The sequence below is a fragment of the Desulfobulbus rhabdoformis genome (assembly GCF_016919065.1).
In the GTDB taxonomy this organism is placed as follows: Bacteria; Desulfobacterota; Desulfobulbia; order Desulfobulbales; family Desulfobulbaceae; genus Desulfobulbus; species Desulfobulbus rhabdoformis.
In genome coordinates this window covers 1-4,811 of record NZ_JAFFQA010000093.1, presented here as the reverse complement: position 1 = coordinate 4,811, position 4,811 = coordinate 1, and the positions used below count along the sequence as shown (strand labels likewise).

At 46.8% G+C, this 4,811-nt stretch carries 3 protein-coding genes and 1 riboswitch; of the genes, 2 read left to right on the top strand and 1 reads right to left on the bottom strand.

Annotation, left to right across the window (positions count from 1 at the left end):
• Positions 1-84 precede the first annotated feature (84 nt).
• A complete protein-coding gene (locus tag JWJ90_RS22345) occupies positions 85-453 on the bottom strand; it encodes a protein NO VEIN domain-containing protein (RefSeq protein ID WP_205229437.1) in 369 nt (122 codons plus the stop codon).
• A gap of 1,073 nt (positions 454-1,526) precedes the next feature.
• Between JWJ90_RS22345 and JWJ90_RS22340 the strand changes: the two genes are divergently transcribed.
• Together JWJ90_RS22340 and JWJ90_RS22335 are read left to right on the top strand one after the other, a co-directional pair.
• Positions 1,527-3,266 carry a thiamine pyrophosphate-dependent enzyme gene (locus JWJ90_RS22340; RefSeq protein WP_205229436.1) on the top strand — a complete coding sequence of 580 codons (1,740 nt, stop codon included), beginning with the start codon at positions 1,527-1,529 and terminating at the stop codon, positions 3,264-3,266.
• A gap of 272 nt (positions 3,267-3,538) precedes the next feature.
• Positions 3,539-3,724: riboswitch (cobalamin riboswitch) on the top strand.
• 176 nt (positions 3,725-3,900) lie between these two features.
• The gene (locus tag JWJ90_RS22335) at positions 3,901-4,689 is read left to right on the top strand and encodes a TonB-dependent receptor plug domain-containing protein (protein ID WP_205229435.1); all 789 of its coding nucleotides are present in this window, start codon (positions 3,901-3,903) and stop codon (positions 4,687-4,689) included.
• Positions 4,690-4,811: the final 122 nt, after the last annotated feature.

Sequence of the window (4,811 nt, the reverse complement as noted above, 5' to 3'; positions counted from 1 at the left end):
CGGTGCGGTAGACTGCTGTCTACGATCAAAATGGCCGGAAGGAGAAATCCTTCCGGCCATCTACGTTGGAAAAATAGCTGGTAATTATACGTGAGAAACATGTTGGACGGGAACTTGAGAATCTACATCCATCTCCGGACTTTCTAGAACATTTGAAACTATCGCCGATCGCCATAATGGGCTGGCAGGCATGGATTTTTCATTTCGTGTTAAAAAAAATCGTTTTTCTTTTGATGCAGTTCCTTTGACTTCTATTTGCAATGTCTTTTTACCATTTTCAACCAAGAGATCATAACCGCAATTATATTTTTGTCGATCTGTTATGGTGAATCCTAATTTCTTATAATGGTCTATTACGTAACTAATTGCCTTTTTTTCAACAAGCTTTTTTGTTTTTGGGTCTGGAAATGATGGATCCTTTACGTTTACAGTTGGTTCTTCCTCTGAGTTCAAAAATAAAATTCCATCAACATCTTTTTTGGGTCTGAGTTTACGATGTTTTTCAATAGTATCGTTGTCCTTTGAGTAGTCAATTGCTTTATAATTACCTATGAATTTCCATTTATCTGTCGATTGTTTGATGTAGACCTGAACAAATTTTTGAGATTTTAAAAATAAATGAGCATTGGCAATAATTCTGGGGCCCGTCCCAACAACAATGATTTCTGTGGCTTCAGGATTTCTTTAAAGTGCAATGGCTAATCCTTTAACTTCTTTGTTTTTAGTCCTAATATAGGAATCGCCACCTGCTAGCTCTTTTGCCAATTCAGCTGTTGATAATAATTTCATTCGTGTTCTTCAGTTTGTTTTAAACATAACCAGTAATTATCCGGAAGAGTGATCAAGACTGTCCTTGAGAGGCCTCTCATCCCTTGGATTAGTTTCATCCGGATTATAAATAATGTGAAAATCTAGTTAATTAGATTGTCTTGCTCAAAGCAAGCCGCTAGTTTTTTACATCGGGGTAACATTACTAAAACCCGAATCCGTGACGGCGGGGGGTGCTGAACAACGCATCTTTTTAATAAGACGACGTATTTTTACAAATTCATGTATTGTTCAGTTGCACCCGCCGCCCTTTGGGACATCCATCAGCACGCCACCTTCATTGCCTGCAACATACCGATAAAGTTTACTTTAATCGGCATGTCACAAACAACGAAACTGGCGCACTGATGAATGCTCACGGATTCAGGTAAAAATCTTATTCTACGCAGTTCGATCTCACAAAATTTTCCCACTGGGGATTGCAAACGGTTTTAATGCTACTCTGTTGCCTCAAAATGCGTATTTTTTCAAGGACTCTCTCTGTTTATTGATCAAAACGATTGAAATGTCGTCCCCAAAGAAACGGATCAGGCTCTTGTAAGACCAATTGACCAAATGAAAAAGAATGATTAGAAAAAGCATCGCAGCGTGTTGAGACAACACCATAACTTTCGATTGCTGTGTGGTGGGATTATCTGGCTCAGCCTCTGATTGTGCTGAGTCTGATGTGGGACAAATTATTGAAAAATGAATGTGTTATGTCGGAAAATGTTTCAGATATTTTAGTTGATATGTTGGTTGCTGCCGGTGTGCGCAGGGTCTATGCCGTCACCGGGGACAGTCTCAATCCACTCAATGACGCCATCCGTCGTGACGGCCATATTCAGTGGGTCCATGTCCGTCATGAGGAGGCTGGTGCCTATGCGGCTTCCATGGATGCGGAACTCAACGGAATTGGCTGCTGCATGGGGTCCAGCGGGCCAGGCCACGTGCATCTTATCAATGGTCTCTATGATGCCAACCATGCCGGAAATCCGGTGATAGCCATCGCCTCGACCGCCAACACCGATAAGTTGGGCCTTGATTATTTTCAGGAAACCAATGTGACCAAGCTTTTTGACGACTGCTCCAAGTATTGTTTCATGAGTAATACGCCCATCCAGGCCCTGCAGGGGTGCCAGAGCGCCATTCAGCACGCTCTGGGCCAGCGGGGGGTCGCCGTACTCGGTCTGCCTGGCGATGTGGCGGCGGCAAAGGTCGTTAAACCGGCATCGTCACTGAAAAACTATTCGGTGTACGCACGTACCTTGCCTTCAGCTGAAGAGCTGCAACAGATCGCCGATATCCTCAACTCCAATACAAAAGTCATGCTGTACTGCGGTCTCGGAGCCAAGGACGCCGAAAATGAGGTCCTGGCCCTGGCACAAAAGCTCAAGGCTCCCATTGGTTACAGTATTCGGGGAAAGATTTTCTTTGATAAAGAAACCAATACCCATGCCGTAGGCCTGACTGGTCTTTTAGGGATGAAATCGGGTTTTCAGGCCATGCACGAAGCAGAAGTGGTTGTTCTTTTGGGCACTGATTTTCCGTACAGCGCCTTTATGCCTGAAAATAACACTATTATCCAGATTGATATCGATCCGGCAAAACTCGGTCGGCGTGCCCAGGTGGATTATGGCTATTGCGGTGATATCAAGGCGAGCTTAGAGCAGCTTCTTCCCCTGATTCAGACCAAGGAAAAAGACAATTTTCTGGTCAAGATGCGCTCTCTCTATGAAATCATAGAAGAAAAATACCAGGCCTATGTGACCGAAAAGGCAAAGGCAGGTAACATCCACCCGGAGCTTGTTTCCGCAGTCATCAATGATCAGGCCGATGATGACGCCATCTTCACCGTGGATACCGGCATGTGTTCGGTTTGGGCGGCACGTTATATCAAAGGAAAGAAAAACAGATATATAACCGGGTCATTCAATCACGGGTCCATGGCCAATGCCATGCCCATGGCTATTGGTGCAGGCCTGTCTCAGCCTGGGAGACAGGTTGTGGCCATGTGCGGTGACGGAGGGTTGATGATGATGCTTGGCGATTTAATGACTATTGCTCAGTATGTCATTCCTGTGAAGCTGATTCTCTTCAACAACCGAACGCTGGGCATGGTCAAGCTGGAGATGGAGGTTGCCGGGCTTCCGGACTGGCAGACCAATATGGTCAATCCCGACTTTGCCAAGGCCGGGGAAGCCATGGGCATCAAATCCTGGACCGTTAAGGAAGGTAAAGAAGTGCGTGGAGCGATCATTGAGGCCTTTGCCCACGATGGTCCGGCACTGGTGAATATTTTCACCGATCCCAACGCGCTGGCTATGCCGCCTCATGTCGATTTTCACCAGTTAAAGGGTTTTGCCCAGTCCATGGGCAGATTGATGCTCAATGGCCAGAGTGCTGAGGTGGTCAATGTCGCCACCAGTGGCGTGAAGTATCTCAAGGAAATTTTGTAACCCCACATAGCGCTTCATAGATGGGCATGGCAACTGTTTTCAGATCCTTGCCTGCAATTTTGGGATGCACGAGGAGTATACCGTCAGCATCCGGCATTGTCCCCCCCCTGGAGCAGTCCTGATTGATTCGTCGGTTGTTCTGCCACAGTGTGGGTTGATTTTTCCTTTTCAAGGAAGAAAAGCTGCCCCTGCAGTTGAATGATATGAGCGAAGCAGAGCTTGTGCATTGTATTTATCTTTTCTTTTTTCTTGACATTAAAGGTTTTTCCAAGTTTACCTGCGCCCGTTCAGGTGTTGATGAAAACGTAAAAGGGAACTCCGTGTAATTCGGAGACGGGCCCGCCGCTGTAACCGGGGACGAAGGCTGCATAGATGTCACTGACCAAATATTGGTTGGGAAGGCGCAGCTGATCGAGTGATCCGGAAGTCAGAAGACCTGCCTGAGCAATTAAGGAGACGACTGCGTGGACGGCGGCGTACCTGACTCTGTTACAGAGTACTGCGGATAAATAGGGCTATCCCGGATCGATTTTGCATATTCGATCCGGGTTTTTTTTTGCCCACATTCCTCCAGCCATCAACCACGCAGTTTGTATGAACTATCAGTATTATAGATTCAGAAAAGGAGTGGAGCGTGGAGAAAGTTCAGGGGGGTTGGAGAAGAAAGACGTGGACACTTGTCAGCTTGGCGGCAACAGCGGCAGTGGTTTGTGCGCTGCCCGCATCTGCTGAGGAAAGGGATGATGAAGCGCATGTTCTTGAAAAGTTGGTGGTCACCTCCACCAGTAAAAGTAAACTGGTGGATACACCGGCCAGTATTTCGGTTATCACCAGCGCCGACCTGGAACAGATGGGCGCTAAAAATGTGATAGAAGCGCTGGAGCGTATTCCTGGCGTCTATAACACAACTGCCAGCAGTTCCTCGATTTCCATTCGTGGAACCCGCAGTTCCATGGCTGGTGGTCCGGTCATCCTCATTGATGGGGTTGCACAGAATTATGGGAATTACCGGCGTGAAGAACTTGATATCATACCAGTTTCTCAAATCGAGCGTATTGAGGTTCTGCGTTCGGCCGGTGTGGCATATGGACCGGGATCTTCCCGCGGCGTGATCAGTATCATCACCAAGAAAGGGGAGAGCGACAAAGCTTTTAACGGCCACCTGTCGACGAGTTATGGTTCCTGGAATACCGGTAATATCTCCGGTGGGCTCAATGGTCGCTACCAGAAATGGGATTACCTCGGCGATATCAATTATTATAGCACTGATGGCTATGAAAGTGAGGACAGCTCCAGGTTCGCGGGTCTGCTTAAACTTGGTTATAATATTTCCGACCAGACTCGGATCGGTATTCGCGGTAACTGGGTCAATATGGATAGCGATAACGCCTACGATCTGGGAAAATACAAGTGGCAACTGTAGATTCTCAAGTTCCCGTCCAACATGTTTCTCACGTATAATTACCAGCTATTTTTCCAACGTAGATGGCCGGAAGGATTTCTCCTTCCGGCCATTTTGATCGTAGACAGCAGTCTACCGCACCG